Genomic DNA, 26,060 nt, shown 5'->3' with positions numbered 1-26,060 from the left:
GGTGCCAACAAAGAAGAGGGGGCATCCCATTTCCGCTTTGCCAAAGAGTGACGTACACCTCGCGTACAGGTCCCGCGACCGTCCGTTGCCGATACCGCGGCCGGTGATCACCGGCGGGTCAGGGCGACCCCGGCCGCCAGCTGTGCGGCCGCCGTCACCAGCAGCGCGGCCATGGGCGCGGTCCAGCCCCCGGTGGCATCGTGCAGCAGCCCGAAGGCGAAGGGCCCGGCGGCGGCCACCAGGTAGCCGAGCGACTGGGCGAGCGTGGACAGGGCGGCGGTCTCCGCCGGACCGCTGCCGCTGTTCGCGATCACGGACAGGACCAGCGGGAACGAGCTGAGTCCCAGCCCCACCAGCACCGCCCACACCATGGGCAGGGCCATGGGGGCCGCCAGGAGCCCGCCGAAGCCCGCGAGCATCGCCAGGGACACGGCGACGAACGCGCCCCGCAGCCGCCCCGGCTCCCTGGCGGCGGCCAGCACCACGAACGACACGGGCACCCCCACGGCCTGGGTGACCGCGAGGACGGCGCCGACCTCGCCCTCCGGCATGCCCTGCCCGGACAGCAGTGAGGGCAGCCAGCCCGTCACGGCGTAGGCGTTGAGCGCCTGGAGCCCGAAGTAGGCGGTGACGAGCACGCCCGGCCGGGTGCGGGCCAGGGCCCACGGCGAGATCCCGGTTTCCGCGGCGGTGCCCGCGGCCGCCCGCGGCGCCCGCACCGCCGCCCACACCACGGCGGCGGCCAGCGCGGGCAGCGCCCAGACGGCGAGCCCCAGCGACGGCGAGCCGACCGCGCGGGCCACCGGCACTGCCGCGGCGGAGGCGACGGCGGCGCCCACGGCCAGGGTGGTGGTGTAGAGGCCGGTGAGCAGGGCGATGCGGTCGGGGAAGTGGGTGCGTACGAGCACGGGCAGCAGGACGTTGCACAGGGCGAGCCCCGACATGCCGAGCGCCGTGCCGCCGAGCAGCGCCCACGCGGCCGGTACGGCCCGTACGGCGAGCCCGGCGGTGAGCGCGAGGAGGGCCAGCAGCACGGTGCGCTCGGCGCCGAGGCGCCGGGCCAGGGCGCCCGTACCGGCGCCCGCGGCGGCGAAGCAGAGGATCGGCAGCGTGGGCAGCAGCGCGGCCGCGGGGGCCGGGAGGCCGAGTGTGGTGCGCAGGGAGTCGAGGAGGGCGGCGGCGCTGCTGATGCCGAGGCGCAGGTTGAGGGCGACGAGGAGGACGGCGAGGCCGGTGAGCCACGCGGCGCGGCGCCGGGCGGCGGGGGCGGAAGCGGAAGAGGTGGGACTGGCATCCGGGACAGCGGTGGTGCGGACCATGGGGACCATGAGACCCAAACGTAAGACGTCTGACGTTTAATGTCCATGGCCGCCCGTTGGGTACCGTGGGCCCATGACTCTGGAACCGGTACGCCGCCCGGCACTGTCCGCCGAGGTCATCGACCGGATCCGGGCACACATCGCCTCCGGCGAGTGGCCCGTCGGCACCCGCATCCCCCCGGAGCCCGAGCTGATGCGCCTGCTCCAGGTCGCGCGCGGCACGGTGCGCGAGGCGGTGCGCGCCCTCGCCCACACCGGGCTGCTGGAGGTGCGGCGCGGCGACGGCACGTACGTCCGCGCGACCAGCGAACTCTCCGGCGCGGTCGCCCGCCTCTACGGCGACAGCGGCCTCGGCCAGCTGCTCGAGGTCCGCGAGGCGCTGGACGCCCAGGCCGCGCGGCTGGCCGCGGTGCGGGCCGGCGACGACGCGTTCGACGTCCTCGGCGCCCTGCTGGCGCGCCGGGCCGAGGCGTGGCGGGCGGGCGACTTCGAGACGTGGGTCACCGCGGACTGGGAGTTCCACGCCGGGGTCGCGGCGGCCTCCGGCAACCCCCTCCTCGCCGAGCTGTACCGCAATCTCGCCGAGCCCCTGCGCGCTGCCATGGCCGACTCCTGGGCCACGCCGGGCTTCGCGGGCGCGGACCCGGTGGGCCACGACACGCTGCTGGCCGCCCTGCGCGACCGGGACCCGGAGGGGGCCGCCCGCGAGGCCGGTGCGAACGTCTCCGACACCCGGGCCTGGGACGAGGAGTCCCGGCGCGATGGCTAGGGCAGTACGCCCGATCGGCTCGGCGACCCGCGGCACGACCAACCCCAACCGGCTGCGCCGCATGGACCGTTGGATCGCCGCCGCGCACGCCGCCGAGCTGCGCCGCGCGGCCGACCCGGTCGCGGTGGACCTCGGCTACGGCGCCGCGCCGTGGACGGCCGTCGAGCTGCTGGACCGGCTGCGCGCGGTGCGTCCGGACGCGGAGGTCGTGGGCGTGGAGATCGACCCGGCGCGGGTCGCGGCGGCCAAGCCGTACGAGCGGGACGGGCTCTCCTTCGCGCACGGCGGCTTCGAGGTCCCGCTGCCGGGTAGTCGGCGGCCGCTGCTGATCCGGGCCGCGAACGTGCTGCGCCAGTACGACGAGGACGAGGTCCGGGACGTGTGGGCGCGTCTGTGCGGGCGGCTGGCGCCGGGCGGGCTGCTGGTCGAGGGCACGTGCGACGAGATCGGCCGCCGGCACGTGTGGGTCGCGCTGGGCCCGGAGGGGCCGCGGACGGTCACCTTCGCGGCGCGGCTGGGGTCGCTGGGGACGCCGTCCGATCTGGCGGAGCGGTTGCCGAAGGCGCTCATTCACCGGAACGTGCCGGGGGAGCCGGTGCATGCGTTCCTGAGGGACTTCGACCGGGCGTGGGCGGCGCTCGCCCCCTACGGCGCGCTGAGCGCGCGCCAGCGGTGGATCCGTACGGCGGCCGCGCTCCGTGCGGACTGGCCCGTGGCGGACGGCCCGGCCCGCTGGCGCCAGGGCGAACTGACGATCCGCTGGGACGCGCTGGCTCCGGGCGGTTGATACCCCCAAAACCGGGGGCGAAGCCCCCAGTTCTTTATCCGGGGTCTGGGGCGCAGCCCCAGTTTCGGGAAGGGGCGGGGTGGGGGAATCAACCGCCCCGCACCCCCGCCGGGTAGGCGCCCGCTTTCCTGCGCGCCATGTTCGCGTTACCCGTGATTCAACCGCGGTTGCGAGCCTTGCCCAATGCAGCAGCATGCCGCGCCGAACGCGACCCGACGAAGGCTCCGCGCCGCCCCCGCGTCCCCAGCCGACGCGCCTGTCCGCCCCTCGGCGCGGAACAATGAAGGTATGAGCCAGTCGACCGGCGCCGGCGCCGCTCCGGCATACGACAACACCGACACCGACGCGGTGGGCTTCATCGCCGCCCACCGGCCGAACGCGGCCGTGATCGCAGGCCTCCCCGAGCCGGTCTCCGAGCTGGACGCCTACGCGGCGGCCGAGCGCGAGTCCGGCGACGGGGGCGAGGCCCCGCCCGACGCCGACCCGCTGCCCGACGGCCGCTTCCTGGACCGCGAGCGCAGCTGGCTGGCCTTCAACGAGCGGGTGCTGGAGCTGGCCGAGGACCCGGCCACGCCCCTCCTGGAACGGGCCAACTTCCTGGCGATCTTCGCCAGCAACCTCGACGAGTTCTTCATGGTCCGCGTCGCCGGCCTGAAGCGCCGCATCGCCACCGGCGTGGCCACCCGCTCCGCCTCCGGGCTCCAGCCCCGCGAGGTGCTGGAGCTGATCTGGACCCGCTCCCGCGAGCTCATGGCCCGGCACGCCGCCTGCTACCAGCAGGACGTCGCCCCCGCGCTGGCCGAGGAGGGCATCCACCTGATCCGCTGGCCCGAGCTGACCGACAAGGAGCAGGGCCGCCTCTTCACGCTCTTCCGGCAGAAGATCTTCCCGGTGCTGACCCCGCTGGCCGTCGACCCCGCGCACCCCTTCCCGTACATCTCCGGGCTGTCGCTCAACCTGGCCGTCGTCGTGCGCAACCCCGTCAGCGGGCACGATCACTTCGCACGTGTGAAGGTGCCGCAGCTGCTGCCCCGCTTCCTGGAGGCGTCCCCGCAGCGGTACGTCCCCGTGGAGGACGTCATCGCGGCCCACCTCGAGGAGCTGTTCCCCGGCATGGAGGTGCTCGCGCACCACATGTTCCGGGTGACGCGCAACGAGGACCTGGAGGTCGAGGAGGACGACGCGGAGAACCTCCTCCAGGCGCTGGAGAAGGAACTCATGCGGCGCCGCTTCGGCCCGCCCGTGCGCCTGGAGGTCGAGGAGACCATCGACCCGTACGTCCTCGACCTGCTGGTCCGCGAGCTGAAGATCTCCGGCGCCGAGGTCTACCCGCTGCCCGGCCCGCTCGACCTCACCGCGCTGTTCACCATCGCGGACCTGGACCGGCCCGAGCTGAAGTTCCCCAAGTTCGTGGCGGGCACCCACCGCGACCTCGCCGAGGTGGAGTCCGCGTCCGCGCCCGACATCTTCGCGGCGCTGCGGGAGCGGGACGTCCTCCTGCACCACCCGTACGACTCCTTCTCCACCTCCGTCCAGGCGTTCCTGGAGCAGGCCGCCGCCGACCCCGACGTCCTGGCCATCAAGCAGACCCTGTACCGCACGCAGTCCGGCGACTCCCCGATCGTGGACGCGCTGATAGACGCCGCCGAGTCCGGCAAGCAGGTGCTCGTCCTGGTCGAGATCAAGGCGCGCTTCGACGAGCAGGCCAACATCAAGTGGGCGCGGAAGCTGGAGGAGGCCGGCTGCCACGTCGTGTACGGGCTGGTCGGGCTCAAGACGCACTGCAAGCTGTCGCTGGTGGTCCGCCAGGAGGGCGACACGCTGCGCCGCTACTCGCACGTGGGCACCGGCAACTACCACCCGAAGACGGCCCGCCTCTACGAGGACTTCGGCCTGCTGACCGCCGACCCGCAGGTCGGCGCCGACCTCTCCGACCTCTTCAACCGCCTGTCCGGCTACTCGCGCCGCGAGACCTACCGGCGGCTGCTGGTCGCCCCCAGGTCGCTGCGCGACGGGCTGGTCTCGCGGATCTCCAAGGAGATCGCGCACCACAGCTCCGGGCGGCCCGCGTACGTCCGCATCAAGGTCAACTCGATGGTGGACGAGGCCGTCATCGACGCCCTGTACCGCGCGTCGCGCGCCGGGGTGCCGGTGGACATCTGGGTGCGCGGCATCTGCGCGCTGCGGCCCGGGGTGCTGGGGCTCTCGGAGAACATCCGGGTGCGCAGCGTCCTCGGACGCTTCCTGGAGCACTCACGCGTCTTCGCGTTCGGGAACGGCGGCGAGCCCGAAGTATGGCTCGGCAGCGCAGACATGATGCACCGCAACCTCGACCGGCGCATCGAGACGCTGGTGCGGGTCGCCGACCCGGGCCACCGCGCCTCGCTCAGCAGGCTGATGGAGCTGGGCGTCTCCGACCGCACCGCCTCCTGGCACCTGGGCCCCGACGGCAACTGGACCCGCCACGCCACCGACGCCGACGGCCAACCGCTGCGGAACGTACAGGAGATGCTCATTGACGCCCGGAGGCGCCGGCGTGGCTCAGCGACCGCATGACCCGCCGGTTACGGTCACGGCATCGGCACCACCCGGGGGGCAGGAAGAAGTGACGACGACGAAACGGTCCGGGGCGGGGACCGCCGTGCCGCCATCGGCCGGGGCCGGGGCCCTGGACACCCTGGACACCCTGACCGCGGGGGCCGTCCTCGCGGCCTATCTCCAGGCCCAGGCCACCGAGTTCCTGCGCAGCCTGCGGCTGCACGGGGAGAGCGGCTCCGACGCCGAGGACGCGGGCGAGGCCGTCCGGCTGCTGCGCCGCTCCGCGCGGCGGATCGCCGGGACGCTGCACGTGTACCGGCCGCTGACCGACGCGGCGTGGACGGACCAGCTGCGCACCGAGCTGGCCTGGCTGTCCGACGTGCTCGGGTGCGAACACGCCTGTGCGGCGCGGCTGGCGCGGCTGCGCGGGGCGCTGCACCGGCTGTCCGGGGTGGCGGAGCCCGCCGGGGACGCGGTGGGCACGGGGCTGACCGTGGGGGCGGCCCGGGCCGGGGCGCTGCTCGACCGGCGGCTGACCCTCGCGCGCACCCGCGCCCACTCGGCGGCGCTCCAGGCGCTGGGCTCGGCCCGCTTCCACGCGGTCGCGGACTCGGTGGCCCTGCTGGCCTCCGAGGCGCCGCTGGACCCGGCGGCGTACGACCTGCTCGCCCGGGACGCGCTGCCACGCCTGGCGGACCAGACCCACCGGCGCCTCGCGGAGGCCGTGGAGGCGCTGCCGCTGTCGGTGGCCGGGCTGCCGTACAACGCCGAGGCGCTGGCGCACGGCCTGGCGGCCACGCCGAGCGCGGACGCCCCGCCCGCGGAGGCGCGCCAGGACGCGCCCTGGCACCAGGTGCGGCGCCTGGTGCGGCTGCGGCGGTACGCGCAGGAAGTGCTGGACGAGTACGAGCAGGCCGAGGCCGAACCCTCGCTGTCGGTACGGCTGCTGGGCGCCGGTCAGGCCCTGGACCGCCACCGCGACGCCGCGGAGGCCGCCTCCGCGGCCGCCTCCGCCGCCCGCACCCCCCGGATCGCCCCGGCGACGGCGTACGCGCTCGGCGTGCTGCACGCCGACCAGCGGCACGAGGTGGAAGCAGCGCGCTACACCTTCGGCCGGCTGTGGCAGCGGCTGTCGGAGGCGGCGGCGTGACGACCGGGAACGGCGGGACGGTGCTGGCGGCGGGGTGCGTGCTGTGGCGCCGGGCCGGCGGGGGCGAGGAAGTCGAGATCGCGCTGGTCCATCGACCGAAATATGACGATTGGTCGCTGCCGAAAGGCAAGCTCAAGCGGGGGGAGAGCGCGCGGGCGGGGGCGGTGCGGGAGGTGCTGGAGGAGACGGGCCAGCACTGCGAACTGGGCGCGGCGCTGCCGACGGCGCGGTACGTGGCCGCTGGGCGGCCGAAGGAGGTGCGGTACTGGGCGGCGGAGGCGCGTGGGGGCTCCTTCGAGCCCAATCGGGAGGTGGACCGGCTGGTGTGGCTGGCGCCGGGGGAGGCGCGAGGGCGGCTCACGCAGGAGCGGGACAGGGGGTTGGTGGACGCGCTGGTGGAGGTCCTGGGTCTGTTTCCCCCACCCCGCCCCTTCCCGTAACCGGGGGCAAGCCCCCGGACCCCCGGGGGGTGGGAACGGGGGCTACGCCCCCTGCCCCCGGGCCCCTAGCGCTGCGCGCAGGGGCGAAACCCGGGGCTCCGCCCCGCCCTCCGGGCCCCTCGCGCTTCGCGCGGGGGCAAGGCTCGGGGGCTCCGCCCCCGGACCCCCGGTCCTCAAACTCCCCCAGCTACCTCCCCCAGCTACCGCTGGGGGTGCCCCCAGGAGGTGCCCCCAGACGGGCTGGATTTTCCAGCCCGTCCGGCGTTTGAGGCTGTGCTCGATGTGCGGCTCCGCCGCGCGGCGCGCGCAGCGCGGTCCGGGGTCTGGGGCGCAGCCCCCCACGCGGCGGAGCCGCACATCGATACAGCCGGGAAGGGGCGGGGTGGGGAAAAGCCCCCTTTACGGATGGCTCCGCCGCAGCACCCACGCCGCCGCCCCCGCCACCAGCACCGCCGCCCCGATCGCCAGCCCCGCCTCCGCCCACTGCATCGGCCACAGGTGCGACGCCGGGTGGTAGTCCACGTACCAGCCGGTGGCGTGGTGCTGCTCCACGCACTCCGCCGGCGACACCCCCACCCCGCACCCCGGCTCCGGGATCCGGCCGCCCGTCTCCGTGATCAGGCCGCGCTCGACGATCCAGTCCGCATCGTCCGTGATCAGCCCCGGCATCCGGGCCGACAGACTCGTGGCCGGGGTGATCAGCCACATCCGCAGCGACTCCAGCTGCGCCGCCAGCGCCAGGTAGCCGACCAGCGCGGCCGCCATCGCCGGGACCGTGCGCCTGATCAGCACGCCGGCCAGCGCCCCCAGCGCGAGCGCCAGCAGGGAGTGGGCGACGGGCGCGGGCCCGAGCGTGTCGAAGACGCGGAACCACCACTGCCCGGGCAGCTCCCCCACCGGCTGCGCCCGCCACGCCCAGGTGTGGAGCGCCGACAGCAGCGAGAAGCCGGCGAGCACCGCCACCGCGGGCACCGCGAGCTTGACCGCGAGCCACCGCAGCGGCGTGACGGACTGCGTCCACGCCAGCTTGTACGTCCCGCTCTCCAGCTCCCGCGCGATCATCGGCCCGGCCACGAACAGGCCGGTCAGCAGCGGCAGCAGCTCGATGAAGCGGCCGACGTAGTGCAGGGGGTCGCCGTACGCGTCGTAGAAGCTGCCGAGGGCGTCGCCGGCGGGCTCGCAGCGGGCGTACGCGCCGCAGTGGTCCGCCGTGCGCCCGGCCCAGAAGCCCTCGATCCCGAAGCGCAGCCACACGACGGCCGCGCAGAGCGCGAACAGCACGCCCAGGGTGGTCAGCGCGGCGGCCCGGTGCTGTCGCAGCACCACCTGGACCAGGCCGAGCGGGCCGCTGCGGCTTCGCGCCGCCCGCCGCCGCAGAAGCGTTTCCTCGTCGGCCATCACCGGTGCCGTGATCGTCATGCCGCCACCCCCGCCATGCGCGGGCGCGCGTCCGGCCGCGGCTCGGCGCCCGGGGTGAGCAGCACCGGCGCCCCCGGCTCCCGGAGGTGGGCGAGGACCAGCTCCTCCAGGGAGGGCTCGGAGACCTCCCAGCGGCCGCCGATCTCGCCGTCGGGGCGTATGAGCGCGGTGAGCTGACGGCCCGTCGTCCGTGCCTCCACGATGGTGTGGGCGGAGAACTCCCGGGGCGTGCCGACGTCCTCGTACCGGCCCATGACCAGCCGGTGCGCGGAGATCAGGTCCTCCACCTCGCCCGCGAGGCGCACCCGGCCGCCGGCGACGAGCAGCAGGTAGTCGCAGACGCCCTCCAGCTCGGCGAGGACGTGCGAGGCCATGACGACCGTGGTGGCGTGCTCGGCGGCCTCGGTCATCAGGGCGGCCGTCATCGTGTGGCGCACGACCGGGTCGAGGTCGCCCATCGGCTCGTCCAGCAGCAGCAGTTCGGGGCGCTTGCCGAAGGCGAGGGCCAGGGCCACGCGGGTCCGCTGGCCGCCGGACAGGGAGCCGATGCGGGCGTCGGGCGCGATGCCCGCGCCGTCGAGGATCCGCCGGGCGGCGGCCCGGTCCCAGCCGGGGTTCAGCCGGGCGCCCATGAGCAGCGTGTCGGCGACGCTGAAGTGCGGGTAGAGCGGCTTGTCCTGGGCGACGTAGGCCACGCGGGGGCGGACGTCCCGGTCGGCCGGTCCGCCGCCGAGGACGTTCAGGGTGCCCGAGGAGGGCCGCCGCAGCCCGGCGGCCAGCGCCAGCAGGGTGGACTTGCCGGCGCCGTTGGGCCCGACGAGCGCGCAGACCCGGCCGGCGGGCAGCCGGAAGGAGCAGTCGCGCAGCGCCCAGCGCCGCCGGTACCGGAGCCCCAGGCCGACCGCCTCGACGGCGGTCCGGTCGGGGAGATACGTCAGGTCGGTCATGCGGTCCCCTTGTCCACGTGGTGTCCGTCCCGCGCGGGGTCCCCGAAGGCCTCGTCCAGCACGGACGTGACCAGCGCGGCCACGTCCTCCCGGTCGAGCCCGGCCGCGTGGGCGCGCTCCATCCAGTCGGCCAGCTCGGCGCGCAGCGGCGAATCGGCGGCGGCACCCGGTCGCGCCAGCGACCGCCGCACGAAGGTCCCCAGCCCGGGGCGCGCCTCGACCAGGCCCTCGCGGTCCAGCTCGCGGTAGGCCTTCAGGACGGTATTGGGGTTGATGGCCGTGGCCGCGACGACTTCCTTCGCCGTGGGCAGCTTGTCGCCGGGGGTCAGCAGGCCGAGCCGGAGCGCCTGCTTCACCTGCTGGACGATCTGGAGATAGGTGGCGACTCCGCTGCGCCGGTCGATGCGGAACTCGACCACGCGCATCACCCTTTCACTACTTGACTAGTGAAAGGGTGATGGAAGTGATCGGCCTCTGTCAAACAAACAGGCCGAATCCACAGCGGACCGGCCTCAGCTCTCCGTCCGGTACATCAGGTCCGTCTCGTGCGTACGGAACCCCAGCCGCTCGTACACCGCGACCGCCGGGACGTTGTCCGCGTCCACGTAGAGCATCGCCGTGGGCAGCCCCTGGGCCGCCAGGTGGCGCAGGCCGATCGCCGTCAGCGCCTTGCCGAGCCCGCCGCCCTGCGCCCCGGGCCGCACGCCCAGCACGTACACCTCGCCGAGGCCCTCGTCGGCGTGGACCTTCGTCCAGTGGAAGCCGACGATCTCCCCGGCCCGCTCCGCGAGGAAGAAGCCCTTCGGGTCGAACCAGGCCTCCGCCTTGCGGTCGTCCAGGTCCCGCTGGGTCAGCGAGCCCTGTTCGGGGTGGTGCGCGAAGGACTCCGCGTTCACCGCCAGCCACGCCGCATCGTCCTCACCCGGCCGGAAGGTCCGTACGGTCACACCCTCGGGCAGGACGGGCTCGGCCAGCTCCAGGCCCTGGAGCGGCCGGCGCATCTGCCGCAGCTCGCGGAACAGGCTCATCCCCAGCACCTGTGCGAGGTGCCGGGCCGCCGCGTGGCCGCCGTGCGCCCAGACGCGCAGCCGCTTGCCCGACTCGTTCAGCAGGGCGGTCCCCAGCACCCGGCCGTGCCCGCGCCCCCGGTGGCCCGGGTGCACCACGAACTCGGCCGCGGGCGCCTCCACCGGGTCGTTCGCCTCCAGCTGCCCGTAGCCCACGAACTCCTTGTTCACATCGCGCAGCAGGACGTGCCGCACGCCCGCGCGCCGCCCCTTGAGCTGCAGGCGACCCTGCTCCGACACGGCCGGCTGCCCGTCCGCCTCGGCCGCCTCCCCGATCAGCCGCAGCACGTCGCGCACCTGCTCGGGGGACAGCTCCTCGAGCACCTCGATCCGCCGCTGGCCGCTCACGTCACTCAACTCGTCGCTCATGGGCCCGAGCCTACGTCGGGCGCACGGCGGGTCACGGCACACAAGTCACTCATCCGTTACCCGACCCCTCCTGCCGGGCTACGCGCGTCGACCGTATGCTGCGCCCGACCTGAAAGTCCCCCAGCACTTTCACCATGAACCAATAAGGGGAACCCACATGCCCGCGAAGCCGCCTCGCAAGCGCCTCGCCCTCAGACGGCTGACCGCCACCGCGGCCGTCCTGGCCGCCACGACCGGCGCCCTCTCCGCCACGGCCGCCCCCGCCGGGGCCAACGACCGCGGTCACGGCAAGGGCCACGGCCGCACCGTGGACGTCCAGCTGCTCTCCTTCAACGACCTGCACGGCAACCTCGAGCCCCCGCAGGGCTCCTCGGGCACCGTGACGGAGGCTCAGGCCGACGGCACGAAGAAGGTCATACCCGCGGGCGGCATGGAGTACCTGGCCAACTCCCTGCGCACGGCGCGCAAGGGCCACGAGTACTCGATCACGGCCGCGGCCGGCGACATGATCGGCGCCAGCCCGCTGATGTCCGGTCTCTTCCACGACGAGCCGACCATCGAGGCGCTCAACAAGCTCAAGCTGGACGTCACCTCCGTGGGCAACCACGAGTTCGACGAGGGCCGCGCCGAGCTGACGCGCATGCAGAAGGGCGGCTGCCACCCCAAGGAAGGCTGCTTCGAGCAGGGCAAGACCTTCAAGGGCGCGCAGTTCCCCTACCTCGCGGCGAACGTCCTCGACGAGAAGACCGGCAAGCCGATCCTCAAGCCCTACACGATCTGGGAGCACAAGGGCGTCAAGATCGGATTCATCGGCGTCACGACGAAGGACACGCCGAACGTCGTCACCGCCGAGGGCGTCAAGGGCCTGAAGTTCGCCGACGAGGTCGAGACGATCAACAAGTACGCCAAGGAACTGGACCGCCAGGGCGTGAAGTCGATCGTCGCGCTCATCCACGAGGGCGGCATGCCCGCCTCCAACGCGTACAACTACGACTGCGACACGCCGGGCGCGGGCGCGGGCATCTCCGGTGCCATCGTCGACATCGCCAAGAAGACCACGCCGAAGGTCGACGCCCTGATCACCGGCCACACCCACCAGGCGTACGCCTGCACCATCCCGGACCCGTCCGGCGCCCCGCGCACGGTCACCTCGGCGGCCTCCTTCGGCCGGCTGTACACGGACACCACGCTGACGTACGACCGTCGCACGAAGGACATCGTCCGGACGGCCGTCAAGGCCCCGCACGCCAAGAACCACGTGGTCGACCGCAACCAGCCCAAGGCCGCGGACATGACCAAGCTCATCGACCACTGGAAGACCAAGGCCGCCCCGGTCGCCAACAGGCCGGTCGGCTACATCACGGCCGACATCAACGGCCGCGGCGCCGAGACGTACGAGCAGCCGCTGGGCGACGTCATCACCGACGCCCAGCTGGAGGCCCTGTCCCCGGCGGACAAGGGCGGCGCCCAGATCGCCTTCATGAACCCCGGCGGCATCCGCTCGGACCTCGCCTACAAGGCGTCGGGCAGTGAGGGCGACGGCGTGGTGACGTACGGCGAGGCGTTCACCGTGCAGCCCTTCCAGAACCTCATGCAGATCAAGGACATGACGGGCGCCCAGGTGCTGTCCGTCCTCCGGCAGCAGGTCAGCGGCCCGAACGAGGCCGACCCGAAGATCCTCCAGATCAGCAAGGGCCTGACCTACACGCTCGACATGACGAAGAAGGGCGCGGACCGCGTCGTCACGTCCTCGGTGAAGCTGAACGGCACCCCCATCGACCCGGCCAAGACGTACCGCGTCACGGCGAACGAGTTCATGATGGGCGGCGGCGACGGCTTCCCGGCCTTCAAGGAAGGCACGAACAAGCGCGTCGGCCCGGCCGACCTGGACGTTCTCGTGGCCTACCTGCAGGCGCACTCCAGCAAGACCGCGCCGATGGCGCCGCCGAAGGCGGACCGCATCACGGTCGTGAAGTAACGGTCGTGAAGTAGCCGTTGCGGACACCGGTGGGCGGGGGGTGCACTGCGGTGCGGCCCCCGCCCACCGGCCGTCTCCGGGCACGCCGGGGCGCGTGGTGCCGCGGTGCGGCGCATGCGCGCACGGCGGGCATGCGCGGTGTGCGGGGGTGGTAGCTGACGCTGCGAGTCCACCCCCGTGCAGCGAGGAGCCCGCATTGAAGCGCACGAAGTGCACGAAGCGCACCTTCCAGCGCATCCTGGCCACGACGGCGGCAACGGCCCTGCTGGGCCTGGTCAGCGCGGTGTCGGCGACCCCGGCGCAGGCGGACGTCACCGCCGACGTCCTGGGCGGCACCGTCACCGGCCTGGTCGACGGCGCCGTGACCGCCGGCGCCTTCGGCAACCAGATCGTCAATCTCGGAAACCCCGTCGAGGGCATCCTCCCCGACGTGATCTGACCCTGTACGAGCGGGCCGACTCGGGCCCGCTCGTGGCCGGATATCGGCCCTATGCACGATTGGCCGGATTGATCAGCCCGGCATTGCCGAGGGCGCGGACCACAGCAATGATCACCTCTCGCATCGAGTCGATCACTCACAGGACTGGAGACGAGACGTGGCATTCCGCATTGCGTTCCGCGCCCTCACGGCGGCCGTGGCGACCGCGGCCCTGAGCCTGCCCCTCGCGCAGAGCGCGTCCGCCGTGGACGCCGCCCCGACCCGCGCGCAGGGCGTCGTCACGTCCCCCGCCGACGACAACCCCTTCCGCCTGATGGACCTGGACGGCCTGCGCGCCGAGTACCAGTTCATGTGCCCCGCGGGCCACTGCGTGGGCTACTGGTCGCTGGTCCTGACGGACGCGGTGGCCAAGCGCCACTACACGGGCGGCGAGTTCTTCGCGTACGCGCCCGCGACGGGCGAGTTCGGCTTCTTCCTCGACACGGACATAGCGGTGCGCACCGTCAAGGACCCGCGCCAGGTCCGCCTGATCGACAGCGACTTCACGCGCTCCCACCCGCGCTTCGAGATCCGTTACGGCAACCCGGACCAGCCGAAGAAGGCACGGGTCGTGGCGACGTCGACGATCTGGATGTAGGCGGGCGGGCAGGGATGCAGGCAGCGTGCGTGCCCGGCACCAAGAGCCCTCGAACTTCGCCGGGCACGCACGCCCTGCCTGCCTAACGGCTCGGATTTCTGCCCTGGCCCGGGCGGGTCTGCGGCAGATGGAAGGGGCGGGCCGCCGGGGCGGGAGCCTGTGCGGGGCGAGGCGCCTGGGGCTGGGCTCCGGGGGGACGCACTCCTGGGGAGGTCAGACGAGCAGCCTGAGCGATGGTGCTCCATGGGCCGGGCGGTGCACCGGGCTGCGAGGCCGGGCCGCTGGCCAGCAGCTTGCCGTCGGGACCCTGCACGGTCGCTTTCCGCTGTGCCTGGCCCTGCGCGAGCGGCTTCTGCTGCGACAGGGGCGTGGCCTTCATGGACGCCTCGACCAGGGCCTTGCTCGCGTGGTCCCAGGAGTACGCCTTGAGCGCCTGGCGGAGTTCCTTGGCGTTCTCGCGGCGCTGGGGGAGGTCGGCCTTGAGCTGGCCTATGGCCTTGGCCCAGGACATGGGGCGTTCTTGCGGATCGTCGGGCTCAGGGACGATGCAGGGCCGGCCGACCCTGGGGTCAATACGCTCCTTGTCCCCGAGGAACTGTGCGGCGCCGCTCTCCTGGTTGACGAGGATGGGCACGCCATGCCCTGCCGCCTCGGTGGCCACCAGGCCGAAGCCCTCGTGCTTGGACGGCATGATGACGGCATCAGCGCTGATGATGTCGTTCTTCAGCTCGTCGCTGTCCTTGGTGAACGGCTTGATCGTGAAATTTCCCTTCCCGGCCAGCCGTTCGGCTTCTTTCGCTGCTTTGTCGAGCTTCTTCGGATCGGCGCCACGTACAGTGAGGTGAACGTCGATGCCGGTCTTGTTCAGCAACTTCACGGCGCGCAACGCATCGTCGACACCCTTCAGCGGGTCGTCCGTCCGGCCCATAACCAGGAGGTTGAGGCGACCCTCGTGCGGCCCACGCTGCGCCTGCTCCTCGATCTTCACGCCAGGGATGAGCTGGTGTGAGTCGGGCACGTGCTGTCCCATCGAGGACAGTCGCTCGGCTTCGGTCGTCAGCAGCGGGCCAACGCCCACGACCACGTCTGCCCGGTCCATCACCTCACGCTCGATCCGGGAGTCCCGAGCAGCCTTGGTCTGTGAGCGTTCCGGGTCGTGAGCGTACTTGACCTCGGCGAGCCGTTCCGGGCTGGTGTGCAGGAAGTGCGCGACCCTCGCGTCCGGATACCAGCGGTCTCGTAACTCGGCTGCGGCCGGTCCGGAGAAACGGGAGTGCCCGACGATCAGGTCGAAGGGTCGTTCCTGCGGATCGGGGAGGCCATGGGTGCGGGGATCCAGGGTGGCCTGGAACTCCATCCACACGCGGTCCTCCACGCCCTCCGGTATCGGCGGAGTGGAGGCCATCCGCGCACCCTTGTGGGGCTGCGTGTCGGGGTCGGCGGTGAACAGCGTCACGTCGTGCTCTTTCGCGAGCGCCTCGGTGATGTGCTGATTGAACACCGGTATGCCGCCGCCGCCCATGCCGCTGATGTCGGAGACGACGAGAATGCGGTAACGCTTGTCTGCCATGTGCCGCCCTCCCATCAGAATCCGGAGTGGGCACGCAGCTCACGACCGATTCCCCAGATGAGGAACTGGCCGAGTTCATAGGCGCTGTAGTGGATGAGCCCCGCATCCCGTCCTGGCGTCAGGCGTGCCGCGAATTCGTCGAGGATCTCGGCGAAGACCAGGGCGCGGGTGGCCGAGATCACCACGTTCTCAATCTCGCCCCGGTCCGGGTAGTACTGCCGCTGGTATTCCTTCGGCGTCCACGGGAGGGAGCCCTGGGCATTCAGCTCACGCCAGTCGGCGGCGTCTTCTTCGAAAGGCACCGGGCGTCCCTCCCCGGCCTCACCGGATACGAGCCCCACGACCCCGTGCCGCGCCGGATCAATCTGCTCGTACTCCTCGCGCCACGCGGGTGCCGGGTGGCCGGTCAGCATCAGCTGGATATCGGTGGCCGCCACGGCCGCGTCCATCTGGACCGAAAAGTCCAGCGTCCCCTTCAACTCCTCCGGGGACGGCATCGCTTCCGCCGCGTACCACGCCGCGCGGCGCAGGGCCTCGAAGCGCTCGGGGAGATCGGGCAGGTCCGACACCGGGCGGGAAACGGGAGAGATCCAGGGAGCGCTCCCCGGGTGCGACGTGGGCGTGGTGATGCCCAGCGGCGCACGGAGGGCGTCCGCGGCCTCGTGCGCCACGACGCCAAGGTCCGCGGCCCCGGAACCGATGGTCACCGCCGGCCGTCCCGGAGCCAGCCGGTGGAACAGCTCCGGGAAGATGCCGATCATCGCGAAATACGGCGAAGAGGGGACGATCACACAGGAGCCGGGCTCCATGTAGTAGTCCGGGTACGGCTCCCGGCGCTCCACAAGGAATCCCGGGTCGGCGTCGAGCCGCTGCTTCCAGTCCTGCACCGCCTCGTCGAAGGTCAGCGGGCGGTCTCCCGGGCCGCGTCGAGAGATCACGTGCCGCGCGGGGTCGGAAGCCTCGCCCGGCTGGGGCGTTCCCAAGGCCGCTTCGGCGTCCAGCAGCACTTGCTCCAGCGTCTGCCACGCGGCCCGCCGAGGCGCTGGCCATGTCCATTCGGAATCGCCTTCCCGTCGCCAGGTGGGGCCCTGCTGCGCCCACAGCATTTGCGCCGAAGCCGAATAGAGGCGTTCGTACGCGTCCGCCAAATCCATCTGTTCATTCATACGTGCATCCCCTCAACAAAAAAGTCCAATTGACTGACCGTCAGATTGGTGATCAACGGCCGTCAGGCGGAAAAATCCGCCACCACAGGCGTTTCCTTCAGCCTGTGCCCACCCGCCCGGCATCCCGCGAACGGTCCGTCGGGGTCGCGAAGCGTCTGCATCACCGGCGCCAGGAAATCCCGGTGCCACATCGCCGGGCCGGTCAGCCCTCCGGTCGGACCGGTGAGTTCCTGCCAGGCCAGCCACAGCGCGTGCAATTGGGCGACCGCCTCCAGGTGCTCCCACCACTGGGGGCACCATGGCGCGCGGGAGGTGACCTCCCTGCCGTATACGGGAAGGAGAAGTCCGCTCACCCAAGAGGAGAGGCCTTGCATCGCCGCCCGCTGGTCCTCGCCGTCCAGGCAGAGGATGAAGGGCGCGACAGGGCGCTCCGTCTCTGTGGCGAGTCCGTTCATTTCTGGAACATCCCCCCTGCGGCACGTGCGGTGATGGCTTTGACCTCGACCTGGGCGGCTGCCTGGATGCGGTCGGCTCCCGGTTCCTTGTACCAGGGGCGCAGCCTGATGAGGGCGGGCTTCACGCCGGTGGCGAGGAGGAGTGCGGTGCCCTTGGGCAGGGCGCGGATGCGGTCTGCCGGCATCACCCGCTGGAGCCGGTAGGAGGTGGAACGGGAGGGCGTGCTGCCGCTCGTCGAATAGCTCACCGTGGTGACGTCGTGCTCTCCGACGAGCCGGGAGATCTTTTCGATGAAGTCAGCGTCGTCCAGTCCCGCGCCGAGGAGTTTGACCGTGGCGGCACCCCACAGCGCGTCCATGCCGGCCTCGCCCCACACGCGACTGCCCTGCCGGTAACTCTGCAGCAGGGTCACGACATTGATGCCGCGCGAGCCGAAGTGCGAGTAGAGGTCGGGCAAGTCCGAAATCCTGCAGACGTTCGCGGCCTCGTCCAGCACGGCGGTCATGGGGGGATCGAGGCGCCCGCCCATCCGCTCGGCTGCCTGGACTCCGGCGCGCAGGACGGAGTCGGCCGCTGCGGCGATGACACCCGCGGCCGAGCCGCCGCCGTCCTTCGACAGGAGGTAGAGCGTGTCCTGGCTCAGCGCGTGCAGCTCGGGCCGGAACTGGGGGAGGCGGGGGTCGGGGGTCACCCAGGCGGCGATCTCCGGGTCCAGGAGGCAGGCCACGCACTGGCGCGCGGTCTCGTAGATGCCGTCGCGTGTTTCGACCGCACCCCTGATGGTGCCCTGCAGCTGCTCGGCGAGGGCCGCCATGCCGGCATCGCGCAACAGATCGACGGGCGTACGGTCCGCGGGATCGGCCAGCCAGGCCAGCACGTCCGTCACCTGGCGCTTCCCGCGGTTCGCGGCGTGGAACAGCGCGGTGAGCGTGTTCTGCGCTGCGGAGATCCAGAAGTCCCGCTTGGACGCGTCGTCGTTGACCGCCCCCACGAAGTGCCCGGCCAGACGGCGGGCCCCCTCGATCGTGGTGGCGTCGGCGAGCATGTCCCACCACATCTCGCGCGGGGTGTGCGCGATGCCCTGCGGGTCGAACGTCCATACCGTGCCGACACGAGCCCGCTCGGCCTTGGTGACGCTGTAGACGTCCGCCTTGTTCGACGTGAGCAGCACGGACCCCCGTGCCCGCAGGACACGGGGTACGGCGATGCCCGTCGACTTGCCGGCCCGGGGGGCCATCAGGTCGAGTTCGACGTCCTCGAAGGACGAGCGCAGCTCCGGGCCGTTCGGTTCCAGGTTGCCCAGGAGGTTGCCGGTGTCGTCGGGGTCCAGGCGCTTCACCCCGGCCAGCGCCGGCCGTAGCTGCCGGGCGCGTTCCGCTGCGCCCTTGGGCAACATTCCGGCCAGCTCACGCCGCCCCGCCAGCCCGGTGGGCTTCTTGCCGCGACGGCGCAGCATGTACAGGGCAGCAGCGCCGATTCCGGTGAGGAGCAGGGCTGTCAGAGTCCAGAAAAGCCAGGTCGGCGGAGCCGGCGAGTAGGCAGATCCCGGGCCCCGGACGATGGCCGTCACCACCGTGGTCGCCGGGTCGTCATGCACCCACCTGGGCCAGCCGCGGCCGGCCAGCAGCGCAGCCGCGGGACCGGTGACCAGGGTGCAGGCTGCGGCGCCGATGCCGGCGAGCAGCAGGCTCGGTGCCAGCAGTCCCCCGCTGCCGGCCGGCTTCCCTCCCTGGCTCATACCGTCATCCGCTCGTCGGTATGGAACAGCTGCTTCTCCAGCGCGGTCAGGTGGAGCTGGACGGGGTGGCTGCCGGCTTTGCCGACCTTCCACAGGGCGCGGCCGGCATGGGCCTTGCCCCAGGAGCTGATGAGGTCGTACTCGGCGTCGGTGAGTCCGACTGCTTCCTGGATCGCTTGCAGGGGGCGGGAGTCCTGGGCGAGCTGGATGCGGGTCTCGCAGCTGCTGATCATGTCCTTGGCGATGGCGACGGCCTCGGAGTCCGCGGCGCCCACCGACTCGAAGTCGGTGAGGCGGTGGGTGGCGAGGACCTGGATGGTGCCGTCGGCGCGGGAGAGCCGCAGGTCGGAGTCGATCTTTCGGACCATGGAGGAGCCGCCGGAGCGCATGGCCCGCCACAGCTCGTCCCGGACCACCAGCCGGGGTGGCCCGGGGGTGTCGATCGCGGCCTGTGCCCAGGAGCTGACACAGGTGAGGATCATCGAGACGATGTCGTCCCCATAGGTCTTCATGCGGGAGATGTCCACGCACTGGATCGGCGCGGAGAAGTCGAGTTCCGAGCTGGTCTCGGCGTCGAAGAGGCCGCCGAGGTGTCCGTTGACCATGGCGCCGAGGGCGGCCCGGATGGAGCGGGTCAGCTCGCGGGTGGTCTGGATGTCCTCGTCGCGGACCCGCAGCTCGTACGCCATTTCCTTGGTCGGGTCCTTCAGCGCGGCGTGGACGGCCGGCAGGGTCGGTGGCGTGAGCTTCGTGTTCCCGGCGAGTTCGCCGGTGACTTCGCGGATCGCGGCGGAGACCGCCTCTTCCTCCTCCGCCAGGAGTGTGCGGCGCAGTTGGAGTTCGAGCAGGGCTTTGAGCAGTGACAGGCGGCGGCGGTGGATCTCGGTGAGCCGGGTCAGCAGTTCACCGCGATCGGTGACCTTCTCCAGTCCCTGCCCGAGCGGGCCGGCATCCAGCGGGTTGAGGCGGCCTTTCATCCCGGGGCCAAGGAGGAGGGGCTCGTAGCCGAGGTAGCGGCACATCTCGCCGTACTCGCCCTTGACGTCCCCGGCGATGAGGGTGTGGGTGCCGAAGGCCATCAGCCTCAGGGCCAGGGCCTTGATGTGTGCCGACTTCCCGCTGCCCGGGATCCCCGTGATCATGACGTTGGGGTTGGTGACCAGCCCTTCGGCCACCCACACGCTGGGGTGCGCGGAGAACGCCCGCATCGACAGGACGTTCCAGCCCATGTAGGCGCCGACCGGCGGCAGGCTGCTCGCGTGCAGGAACGGATACAGGCCGGACACCTGGGAGGTGTCTGCGCGGTGCACTTCCGGCATGGCCTCGCTTGCGGCCCGGCCGGCGCAGGCGGCGTTCACGCCGCGCCGGGGCGGGACGGACCCGATGCCCTCGCGGGCCTTCTTCTTCGGCTTCGGCGGGGCCGTCGGGCGCGGGCGGCCGTCGCCGAGGAGATGCTCGAAGCGCTGGGACGGCAGCGCGGTGTCGTCGTCCTTCTCACGGGAGCGGAAAAGGGGGAACGCCATGTCAGATCACCGCCCGGCGGGCGGGAAGGCCCTGCCCGAGCGGCAGCGCGGCCGCGGCGAATCCGGCGTCCTGGGCGCCCCACATGCGGCGCAGCTCCAGGCCGGCCGCGGCGCCGTCCTGCTGCAGTTCGGCGCACGCGGTCTCGAGTTCTGCGGGGTCGGTGACGGTGACGGTGACCAGGCCGGTGAAACGGACGATGCCGTGGCCGGAGGCGCGGGCCGCGTCCTGCTCGATGGCGCGGGCCATCTCGGCGCGCTCGTCCATCGACTCGATGCGGCCGGTCTTCGCCCGCAGGCGGCGGGCGACGTCGCGCTTGGTGCGTTCCTTCGACAGCTCGGCGCGGGCCCGGCGCGGCCCGAGCGGCTCGTAGGCCAGCGTCAGCGACCGGCGGGCGGTCGGGCGCGGGCGCAGCAGGGACTGCAGGCAGGTGGCGTAGACGGCGGAGGCGGGCCAGCTGCGGACCTGGTAGGTCACCGAGACCGCGCCGTCGTGCTGGTAGGTGCCCCAGGCGGTCTGCGCGGCCGCAGGCCCGGCGAGTTCCGGGTCCACCCCGGGCTCGACGCCTTCCCAGGTGCGCTGTTCGGCGGCCCCGTTGCGCAGGGCCAACTCGGCCACGGCGTCGGGGTCGTAGCCGGTGCGGATGACCTGGGCAAGCTCGCGGGGGGCAAGGCGGCGGATGACGGTGAGATCGGCGGCCGCGAGGGCTGAGTGCATGGCGGTGATCTCACGGATGAGGACCGCGCAGGCGCCGAGGCGGCCGCCACCCGCGCCCTTGATGGCCAGCCGGGCCCGGGAGGCCGAGAGCGTGATGGTCAGGAAGGTGACGCGGGTGTTGGCCACCGTGCCGCCCCGGGCGGCGAGTTCCTTCACCACGGCGACCGCGGCGCGCGGGGCGGCCGGGTCGGTGTGCGCATCGGTCCACGACTGCAGGGCGGTGCCGTCGTCCGCCTGGGACCGCTCGTGCACGGCGATCCGGACGATCGGCCCGCCCTCCACGCACTGCGAGCGCAGGAAGGCACCCCAGGCGGCCACGCGGCGGTTGATCTGGTCCGTGTCCTCCAGCGCCAGCCCGGGGTAGCGGATCTCGAGGACGGCGCTGTAGGTGTTCTCCAGCGGGTCGTAGATGACCGCGAGTTCCTCCTGGCCGCCGGTGGGGGCGGACAGGATCCGCAGCCTCGCCAGGACTCCGGGCAGGTCCATGGGCTGCTGGTCATCGGACCGGCGGCGGGGGGCGAACACCCCGGAGAGGAACACGTCCCTGCCTCCTGCAACGTTGATCTGGTGACGGATGGCCAGCAGGGCCCACTCGTCGGCGGTCATGCCGTAGATGCGGACGGTGGCCAGACCTGCCAGGAAGGCGGCCACCGGTATGCCGATCAGCTCGCCCGAGAGGTCCTGGGCGTAGATGGGGATGAGGACGGCCAGAGCGGCCGCGGCGACCAGCACGCAGCCGGTCAAGGACATCGAGCCCATGAAGCCGTGCCGCTCAGGCTGCCAGCCCGAGTAGACAGCCGGCCGGTCCTGGCTCATCTTCTCCCCCCGTCCTCACCCGTTGCCCGCGTCGGGGGCGGCGGGGGTGCCGGTGCCGAGGGCCGGCGCATGTCCGGCTCTTGCGTCTTCGACGGCCACCGCATGTCGATCTCCGGCTCGTTGGGCGGCGGGGCGGTCCCCGCAGCCGGTGCTTCGCCCCGCGGCGACGGGGCAGGCACCGGATCGGTGCTCTCAAGCGGAACCGTGGGCGGCGGGCCCGAACCCTCCACGGCGGCCCCCGGTTCCGGTGCCGGAGAAGGCGGCGTCGCGCCGCTTGCGCCGACGGCAGGCTCCGGACCGGCGACCGGCTCGCCGCTGCGCGGCGGGATGCTGATGTGCCCGCCCATGTCCTTGCCCGGGCCGAGGTCGGCGTGGGCGGCCATCGACTCCATGCTGCCGTCGGTGATCTCCTTGCCCGCCTTGGCGACCTGAAGCCCCATGGCGGCCATGCCCAGCTTGCCCATCCCCCCGGACAGGCCCGCGGCGAATCCGCCCCGGGCGCGGCCCGCGGCGCCGTCCTGGGCGACCGCGCCGTCGTTCTGCGCCTCCATGGCCCGGGTGAAGGACCGTCCGTTGCCGATCGCCCCGGCCCCGGACGGGGTGCCGCCCCCGTAACCGAACATGCTCGCCGCTGTGCCACCAGCCGCACCGAGGAGCCCGGATGCCAGCGAGCCGCCGGAGCCGACAGAGGTGAAGGTCATGAACTTCGCGACCGTGGGCCAGGCCACCGCGCCGAGGATGAGGGTCAGCAGGCCGACAAGGAAGCCCTTCAGGTCCTTGCTGCTGCCGGTGGCAGTGAACCCGCTGATGAAGATGAGCACGATGACGGGCTTGATGAGGATCAGCGAGATGATCGCGTTGCGTGCCTTGGGGAACCAGTCCTTGGTCGCGTCCATGATCCCGCCCGCCGAGACGATCGGCATACAGCAGACCAGCACCTGGATCGCCGCCTGACGCAGCAGCATCTCGCCCCACAGGATGAGCGACACCAAAGCCGCAATGATCGCGAGCAACAGGACCAGGGCAGTGTTCGAGATCGAGCCGAAAGCGAAGGCGTGGTTCATCGACTCCTTGAACGCCTCCTGCCCGCCCCCGCCCTTGTACTGGGAGATCATCCCAGCACTGATCTCATCCGCAGCCCCGAGCGCAGCCTGCGTCACTGCCAACGACGCCATGCTCACCACAGCCCATTTGGCGAGTCCAGCAATGGCTGTCGCGGCGGCCACACCCTCCCCGCTTATGCCAGTCTTCGCGAATTGCCAGATCAGAAGCAGAAGCGCCACCAGCGATGATATTCCCCACGTCACGCTGTAAATCTTGAGCAGACCATCATCGTTCAGATCGATGGTCGACACCTTCAGGAAGACATCGGTAAGGTCTGTGAGGATTTTCGTTGCCGCATCTCCAAATTTTCCCGACACAGCGTCAAACGCTGCCGAGGCGAGTGTTCCAGCCGGGTCCTTGACCAGGTCTACTGCGCCTTTGACACCGTCAGCGACCGCCCCGATAGCCTCGCAACCTGCCTGGGCGATAGAACCACCGTCACATTTCTTTTTTTCTTTTAGGCTCCTCGTGTAGAGCGCCAGGTAGGCTTTGCACTCGTCACTTTTCCACTTGCCCGGGTTTTCGCCGCACTCTTTGCGTGCAATTTTTCCGCACGGGCTGTTAGCGCCCCCCTTGGCAGGCTTACCTCCTTCCTTGAGGTCCTTGATGCAGTCGGCGAGCGTGGCCGGGTCCTTCGGGTCGGCGAAGGCCACGGGCAGAGTCGCGGTCATGATAGCGATCAGCGCGGCCACCATTGCTGCAAGCTGCTGAAGTCTGCTACTTCTCATACGCAAGGGCGCGCCATCCCTCGTCGAGAGCTTGCTGGCTACCCGGTGTCGCCGATGACGGATGTTTCTCGGGAAGGCCATCCACGGTGTCAAAGCTCATTTTCCAGTCGCCGTCTGCCCAGGTCATAACCGCCCCCCGCACCTGAGTGCTGTTGCTACTGACCCCCTTCACCGAGACCGTGCAATCCATAAGAACCCACACCGTCACCTTGTCGGGTGTGACGGAGGCCAGCGAAAATGCGCGCGACTGGCCGGCGTAGAAGTTGGCGATATCGGACTCTCCATTCTCGGGAAGCCCGTGCTCTTTCCTCGCCTCTTCCGCAGCCATGCGCATGTAGGAGGAGATCATCCCCTGAAAGTTCGGCTCGGCCATGATGCGCCCTTGGCGCTCCGCCGCGTCAGGGGTGAAGAGGTCCGTCACGTCTGCGTAGTGGGCGGCTGCCGAGACGGCCCCTTCCGCGGTGTGCGGGTAGCCGACCGGGACTCCTTCCTTCACCTCTTTCGGTTTGGGCAGCAGGGTCAGCGTGTTCGAGCCGCCGCTCGGCATTGCCGCGGGCGCGGATGCAGACGGGGCAGCCTCGCGCTGACCGCCGCCGTTGTCAGAGTCGTCCGCGCCTAGGACGAAGAATGCCGTGGCGCCTGCGCCGGCCATGAGGACTCCGGCAGCGAGGACCGCCAAGCGGCGACGCGCGGCCCGGCGGCGCTGGTCGAGTGAGGCGAGGGACATGGGCCTCAGCCCTGCCCGATGTTGTAGAAGGCCTTGACCAGGCCGAAGACGGTGCCGACTCCGGCGGCGGCGACCAGGGACCACAGCACCGAGCGCTTGCCGCGGGCGGCCATGTCGGGTCGCTCGGTGTTGTGGCCGACTCCGATCAGTGCGCAGCCGAAGATGAAGCCGAGCAGGCAGGCGATCAGCGCGCCGGTCAGGGACCAGCCGATCAGGGTGTCGGTGCTGCTTCCGATGTTTCCGGGCAGGTTCTTGGGCTGCTTGGGTGTCAGCGGGTCGCCGTCAGCGAGGTAGACCAGCGGCTTGAGGTGCACCACGGTGGGTGGTTCCTTCCGTGTAGGCGGCAGGGACGGCGGCATGCGGGAGCGTCTCGCCCCAGGACGTGTGCGCCGATGACAGGACGGCTTCCGCCAGCTGGCGGCCGGCTGCCAAGGTGCGGGGCTTGAGGCGTGCGATGTCGCCGAGGCCGTGTGAGCGGATCCGCTCGTCGTAGGGCACCTGGACGATGGCGCCCAGCTTGGGCTGGAGCATGGTGGCCCCGGCTTTCACCGGGGCCGGGAGGCGTCCCTCACTCATGGCAACCAGGGCCAGCACGGTGCGGGTCAGGGGCAGTCCGTCGGCCTCGGCCGCCATCACCGCGGTCTGGAGTGCGGCAATCCCGTCGCCTGTGGCGGCGGCGCACAAGACGGGCACGGCGCACGGCAGGGAGCACCAGCGTGCGCTGAGGCCGCGGGTGCCCGTGTGGCGGGCGGCCATCACGTCGTGGGCGAGCGGGTGCGCTGTGTCGATAACGATGGCCTGCCAGCCGCCGATCGCGGCGAGCTGTCCCCATGCCTCGGGCGCATCCGGCAGGGTCAGTGGCGGGGCGTGCCATGGCAGGTGATCCGTCATCACCTGCCATGGGGCAGTGCCCGAGGACGCTGTCGCTGCGGCTGTGCGTGCCTGCCTGCGGCTTGCTGGCCGGTCGGGCGGCACGGCGGCCAGTCCTTCGCCCGCGACGGCGGCCCACCGGGGCCAGGGTGAGGTCAGGCGGGGTGCGAGGTCGAGCAGGACGGTCTCGCCGCGGGCCGCGAAGGCCTCGGCGAGGAGTCCGGCGACGACGGACCGGCCGCTGCCGCCGATTGCGCCCATAACGGGCATGAAAAACCGGGTGGCCGGTATGAGTCTTTCCAGCTGTGTCCCCGTCTTGGCCATGCACACCCGCCCCCCAAGTGCGCCCTGTTGCCACATACTCACTACAAGTTGATCATAGGGCATGTTTAGCAAGTGGCTTCCGAGTCTGTCTACGGCTTTCTGCGATCGCTGTTGACTGCTGTGGTTTCGCTTCTGAGTTGCTACCGTGCCTGATCAGATCATGAGTTGACCGACCGGACGGGAGGCCTTCGGTGGCATCCGCTGGACCTGAGGACGCTGGTGACACTCAGAAGGAGACCGGACGGTCCGATTGCAGTGGCAATTTAGCTGCGTTGCCTGAGGTCCTCACGGCGAAGGAAGCCGCGCAGTATCTGCGGCTGGACTACCAGCTCGTGATGCGGATGACGCGTGCGGGCCACCTGCCGTCACTGAAGGCAGGGCGCACGTGGCGCTATCACCGGCGCGCACTCGACAAGGCCATGGGCGTCGACGACACGCGCCCGTAGCCGCGCGGGGCGGGGGAA

General features: G+C 71.6%; 24 protein-coding genes. 9 read left to right on the top strand and 15 right to left on the bottom strand.

Going from position 1 to position 26,060, the window contains the following annotated elements; translation table 11 throughout:
• Positions 1-107 precede the first annotated feature (107 nt).
• Positions 108-1,319: an MFS transporter gene (locus tag AC1Z4A_RS17950; protein WP_483680054.1), complete on the bottom strand. Its 1,212-nt coding sequence runs from the start codon at positions 1,317-1,319 to the stop codon at positions 108-110.
• Between the two features lie 73 nt (positions 1,320-1,392).
• On the opposite strand from AC1Z4A_RS17950, the gene AC1Z4A_RS17945 reads away from it, so the two are divergent.
• The 5 genes from AC1Z4A_RS17945 (at position 1,393) to AC1Z4A_RS17925 (ending at position 7,003) form a co-directional block, all read left to right on the top strand.
• On the top strand, positions 1,393-2,088 hold the full coding sequence (locus AC1Z4A_RS17945) for a FadR/GntR family transcriptional regulator (protein WP_483680052.1): 696 nt from the start codon (positions 1,393-1,395) through the stop codon (positions 2,086-2,088).
• Positions 2,081-2,875, top strand: coding sequence for a class I SAM-dependent methyltransferase (locus tag AC1Z4A_RS17940; protein ID WP_483680050.1), 795 nt, complete (start codon positions 2,081-2,083; stop codon positions 2,873-2,875). Before AC1Z4A_RS17945 ends, AC1Z4A_RS17940 begins: the two co-directional genes overlap by 8 nt.
• 288 nt (positions 2,876-3,163) lie before the next feature.
• Positions 3,164-5,431 carry an RNA degradosome polyphosphate kinase gene (locus AC1Z4A_RS17935; protein WP_483680048.1) on the top strand — a complete coding sequence of 756 codons (2,268 nt, stop codon included), beginning with the start codon at positions 3,164-3,166 and terminating at the stop codon, positions 5,429-5,431.
• Between the two features lie 49 nt (positions 5,432-5,480).
• The gene (locus AC1Z4A_RS17930) at positions 5,481-6,563 is read left to right on the top strand and encodes a CHAD domain-containing protein (protein ID WP_483680046.1); all 1,083 of its coding nucleotides are present in this window, start codon (positions 5,481-5,483) and stop codon (positions 6,561-6,563) included.
• On the top strand, positions 6,560-7,003 hold the full coding sequence (locus AC1Z4A_RS17925; RefSeq protein ID WP_483680045.1) for an NUDIX hydrolase: 444 nt from the start codon (positions 6,560-6,562) through the stop codon (positions 7,001-7,003). The genes AC1Z4A_RS17930 and AC1Z4A_RS17925 overlap by 4 nt, the downstream gene beginning before the upstream one ends.
• A gap of 399 nt (positions 7,004-7,402) precedes the next feature.
• Here AC1Z4A_RS17925 and AC1Z4A_RS17920 read toward each other — a convergent pair whose 3' ends face one another.
• From AC1Z4A_RS17920 to mshD, 4 genes are all read right to left on the bottom strand, one after another.
• The gene (locus tag AC1Z4A_RS17920; protein ID WP_483680044.1) at positions 7,403-8,422 is read right to left on the bottom strand and encodes an ABC transporter permease; all 1,020 of its coding nucleotides are present in this window, start codon (positions 8,420-8,422) and stop codon (positions 7,403-7,405) included.
• Positions 8,419-9,369 carry an ABC transporter ATP-binding protein gene (locus AC1Z4A_RS17915; protein ID WP_483680042.1) on the bottom strand — a complete coding sequence of 317 codons (951 nt, stop codon included), beginning with the start codon at positions 9,367-9,369 and terminating at the stop codon, positions 8,419-8,421. Before AC1Z4A_RS17915 ends, AC1Z4A_RS17920 begins: the two co-directional genes overlap by 4 nt.
• A complete protein-coding gene (locus AC1Z4A_RS17910; protein WP_483680041.1) occupies positions 9,366-9,794 on the bottom strand; it encodes a GntR family transcriptional regulator in 429 nt (142 codons plus the stop codon). Before AC1Z4A_RS17910 ends, AC1Z4A_RS17915 begins: the two co-directional genes overlap by 4 nt.
• 87 nt (positions 9,795-9,881) lie before the next feature.
• A complete protein-coding gene (mshD, locus tag AC1Z4A_RS17905; RefSeq protein WP_483680040.1) occupies positions 9,882-10,805 on the bottom strand; it encodes a mycothiol synthase in 924 nt (307 codons plus the stop codon).
• Positions 10,806-10,962: 157 nt separating this feature from the next.
• Between mshD and AC1Z4A_RS17900 the strand changes: the two genes are divergently transcribed.
• The 3 genes from AC1Z4A_RS17900 (at position 10,963) to AC1Z4A_RS17890 (ending at position 13,859) form a co-directional block, all read left to right on the top strand.
• Positions 10,963-12,783: a bifunctional metallophosphatase/5'-nucleotidase gene (locus AC1Z4A_RS17900; protein WP_483680039.1), complete on the top strand. Its 1,821-nt coding sequence runs from the start codon at positions 10,963-10,965 to the stop codon at positions 12,781-12,783.
• A gap of 196 nt (positions 12,784-12,979) precedes the next feature.
• Positions 12,980-13,222: a hypothetical protein gene (locus AC1Z4A_RS17895; RefSeq protein ID WP_483680038.1), complete on the top strand. Its 243-nt coding sequence runs from the start codon at positions 12,980-12,982 to the stop codon at positions 13,220-13,222.
• Positions 13,223-13,379: 157 nt separating this feature from the next.
• Positions 13,380-13,859: a hypothetical protein gene (locus tag AC1Z4A_RS17890; RefSeq protein ID WP_483680037.1), complete on the top strand. Its 480-nt coding sequence runs from the start codon at positions 13,380-13,382 to the stop codon at positions 13,857-13,859.
• 82 nt (positions 13,860-13,941) lie between these two features.
• Here the strand turns inward: AC1Z4A_RS17890 and AC1Z4A_RS17885 are convergent, their stop codons facing one another.
• The 10 genes from AC1Z4A_RS17885 to AC1Z4A_RS17840 form a co-directional block, all read right to left on the bottom strand.
• Positions 13,942-15,429: a glycosyltransferase family 4 protein gene (locus tag AC1Z4A_RS17885; RefSeq protein ID WP_483680036.1), complete on the bottom strand. Its 1,488-nt coding sequence runs from the start codon at positions 15,427-15,429 to the stop codon at positions 13,942-13,944.
• A 14-nt stretch (positions 15,430-15,443) separates the two neighbouring features.
• Positions 15,444-16,595: a hypothetical protein gene (locus tag AC1Z4A_RS17880; protein ID WP_483680035.1), complete on the bottom strand. Its 1,152-nt coding sequence runs from the start codon at positions 16,593-16,595 to the stop codon at positions 15,444-15,446.
• A gap of 62 nt (positions 16,596-16,657) precedes the next feature.
• The gene (locus AC1Z4A_RS17875) at positions 16,658-17,050 is read right to left on the bottom strand and encodes a DUF4913 domain-containing protein (RefSeq protein WP_483680033.1); all 393 of its coding nucleotides are present in this window, start codon (positions 17,048-17,050) and stop codon (positions 16,658-16,660) included.
• Positions 17,047-18,789: a type IV secretory system conjugative DNA transfer family protein gene (locus AC1Z4A_RS17870; protein WP_483680032.1), complete on the bottom strand. Its 1,743-nt coding sequence runs from the start codon at positions 18,787-18,789 to the stop codon at positions 17,047-17,049. Before AC1Z4A_RS17870 ends, AC1Z4A_RS17875 begins: the two co-directional genes overlap by 4 nt.
• Positions 18,786-20,312 carry a type VI secretion protein gene (locus tag AC1Z4A_RS17865; protein WP_483680030.1) on the bottom strand — a complete coding sequence of 509 codons (1,527 nt, stop codon included), beginning with the start codon at positions 20,310-20,312 and terminating at the stop codon, positions 18,786-18,788. The genes AC1Z4A_RS17870 and AC1Z4A_RS17865 overlap by 4 nt, the downstream gene beginning before the upstream one ends.
• 1 nt (position 20,313) lies before the next feature.
• Positions 20,314-21,843, bottom strand: a complete 1,530-nt coding sequence (locus tag AC1Z4A_RS17860) for an SCO6880 family protein (RefSeq protein ID WP_483680028.1) — start codon at positions 21,841-21,843, stop codon at positions 20,314-20,316.
• Positions 21,840-23,642 (bottom strand): hypothetical protein, encoded by a 1,803-nt coding sequence (locus AC1Z4A_RS17855; RefSeq protein WP_483680026.1) that lies wholly within the window; start codon positions 23,640-23,642, stop codon positions 21,840-21,842. Before AC1Z4A_RS17855 ends, AC1Z4A_RS17860 begins: the two co-directional genes overlap by 4 nt.
• A 22-nt stretch (positions 23,643-23,664) precedes the next feature.
• On the bottom strand, positions 23,665-24,327 hold the full coding sequence (locus tag AC1Z4A_RS17850; protein WP_483680025.1) for a DUF8175 domain-containg protein: 663 nt from the start codon (positions 24,325-24,327) through the stop codon (positions 23,665-23,667).
• An 80-nt stretch (positions 24,328-24,407) separates the two neighbouring features.
• Positions 24,408-24,719: a hypothetical protein gene (locus AC1Z4A_RS17845; RefSeq protein ID WP_483680023.1), complete on the bottom strand. Its 312-nt coding sequence runs from the start codon at positions 24,717-24,719 to the stop codon at positions 24,408-24,410.
• Entirely contained in the window at positions 24,685-25,533 is an 849-nt protein-coding gene (locus tag AC1Z4A_RS17840; RefSeq protein WP_483680022.1) for a hypothetical protein, read from the bottom strand. Before AC1Z4A_RS17840 ends, AC1Z4A_RS17845 begins: the two co-directional genes overlap by 35 nt.
• Before the next feature lie 335 nt (positions 25,534-25,868).
• Here AC1Z4A_RS17840 and AC1Z4A_RS17835 point away from each other — a divergent pair, with 335 nt between their 5' ends.
• The gene (locus tag AC1Z4A_RS17835) at positions 25,869-26,042 is read left to right on the top strand and encodes a helix-turn-helix domain-containing protein (protein WP_483680021.1); all 174 of its coding nucleotides are present in this window, start codon (positions 25,869-25,871) and stop codon (positions 26,040-26,042) included.
• Positions 26,043-26,060 lie beyond the last annotated feature (18 nt).

The organism is Streptomyces sp. 17_S59, assembly GCF_056930295.1.
This window is presented reverse-complemented; position numbering and strand designations above follow the sequence as displayed.